This is a genomic window from Arthrobacter sp. P4_H3, assembly GCF_056400885.1.
Genome location: NZ_JBFUKK010000045.1, coordinates 1 through 1,962, shown reverse-complemented (window position 1 = coordinate 1,962; position 1,962 = coordinate 1). Strand labels below are relative to the sequence as shown.

General features: G+C 55.8%; 1 rRNA gene. It reads left to right on the top strand.

The window, feature by feature from the left end:
- A 16S ribosomal RNA gene (locus AC1DRE_RS25055) occupies positions 1-1,437 on the top strand; the annotation flags it as partial.
- Between the last annotated feature and the right edge of the window lie 525 nt (positions 1,438-1,962).

Sequence of the window (1,962 nt, the reverse complement as noted above, 5' to 3'; positions counted from 1 at the left end):
GATTAGTGGCGAACGGGTGAGTAACACGTGAGTAACCTGCCCTTAACTCTGGGATAAGCCTGGGAAACTGGGTCTAATACCGGATATGACTCCTCATCGCATGGTGGGGGGTGGAAAGCTTTATTGTGGTTTTGGATGGACTCGCGGCCTATCAGCTTGTTGGTGAGGTAATGGCTCACCAAGGCGACGACGGGTAGCCGGCCTGAGAGGGTGACCGGCCACACTGGGACTGAGACACGGCCCAGACTCCTACGGGAGGCAGCAGTGGGGAATATTGCACAATGGGCGAAAGCCTGATGCAGCGACGCCGCGTGAGGGATGACGGCCTTCGGGTTGTAAACCTCTTTCAGTAGGGAAGAAGCGAAAGTGACGGTACCTGCAGAAGAAGCGCCGGCTAACTACGTGCCAGCAGCCGCGGTAATACGTAGGGCGCAAGCGTTATCCGGAATTATTGGGCGTAAAGAGCTCGTAGGCGGTTTGTCGCGTCTGCCGTGAAAGTCCGGGGCTCAACTCCGGATCTGCGGTGGGTACGGGCAGACTAGAGTGATGTAGGGGAGACTGGAATTCCTGGTGTAGCGGTGAAATGCGCAGATATCAGGAGGAACACCGATGGCGAAGGCAGGTCTCTGGGCATTAACTGACGCTGAGGAGCGAAAGCATGGGGAGCGAACAGGATTAGATACCCTGGTAGTCCATGCCGTAAACGTTGGGCACTAGGTGTGGGGGACATTCCACGTTTTCCGCGCCGTAGCTAACGCATTAAGTGCCCCGCCTGGGGAGTACGGCCGCAAGGCTAAAACTCAAAGGAATTGACGGGGGCCCGCACAAGCGGCGGAGCATGCGGATTAATTCGATGCAACGCGAAGAACCTTACCAAGGCTTGACATGGGCCGGACCGGGCTGGAAACAGTCCTTCCCCTTTGGGGCCGGTTCACAGGTGGTGCATGGTTGTCGTCAGCTCGTGTCGTGAGATGTTGGGTTAAGTCCCGCAACGAGCGCAACCCTCGTTCCATGTTGCCAGCGCGTAATGGCGGGGACTCATGGGAGACTGCCGGGGTCAACTCGGAGGAAGGTGGGGACGACGTCAAATCATCATGCCCCTTATGTCTTGGGCTTCACGCATGCTACAATGGCCGGTACAAAGGGTTGCGATACTGTGAGGTGGAGCTAATCCCAAAAAGCCGGTCTCAGTTCGGATTGGGGTCTGCAACTCGACCCCATGAAGTCGGAGTCGCTAGTAATCGCAGATCAGCAACGCTGCGGTGAATACGTTCCCGGGCCTTGTACACACCGCCCGTCAAGTCACGAAAGTTGGTAACACCCGAAGCCGGTGGCCTAACCCCTTGTGGGAGGGAGCTGTCGAAGGTGGGACTGGCGATTGGGACTAAGTCGTAACAAGGTAGCCGTACCGGAAGGTGCGGCTGGATCACCTCCTTTCTAAGGAGCACCTACAATCACCTTGCCTCATGTATGTGAGTGTGGAGGGGTTGTCAGGAGTAACGCCCGTTGCGCAGACGATTGTTCTGCGGCGGGTGCTCACGGGTGGAATATCAGCAAATAGCGGCCGCGGGTTTCTTCCCGGCGCCTAGTACGGATGCTCTTGAGTGTCCTGGAACGGTGCCGGGGGACTGATGCGCGGTTTAGTGTTTGGCACACTGTTGGGTCCTGAGRCAACAGGACCATGGTCTTCCCTTGATGGGTTGGCTGTGGGTTTTGTTTGTTTCTGGTTTCCTGGCTGCACCGATCGCATGCGTTGGCTTGTCCTTTTTGGGGCGGGTGTGTGTGGGGTGTGTGGTATGGGGTTGTTGTTTGAGAACTACATAGTGGACGCGAGCATCTTTTATAAGAAGCAATTTCCAAGAATATGAACCTGGATCTGTTGTTCTGTCCTTCGGGGTGGAGCAGTGGTTTTCGTGGTTCTCTCGAAAATTAGCGTTTTTGATCTTTTGTGGTCAAGTTTTT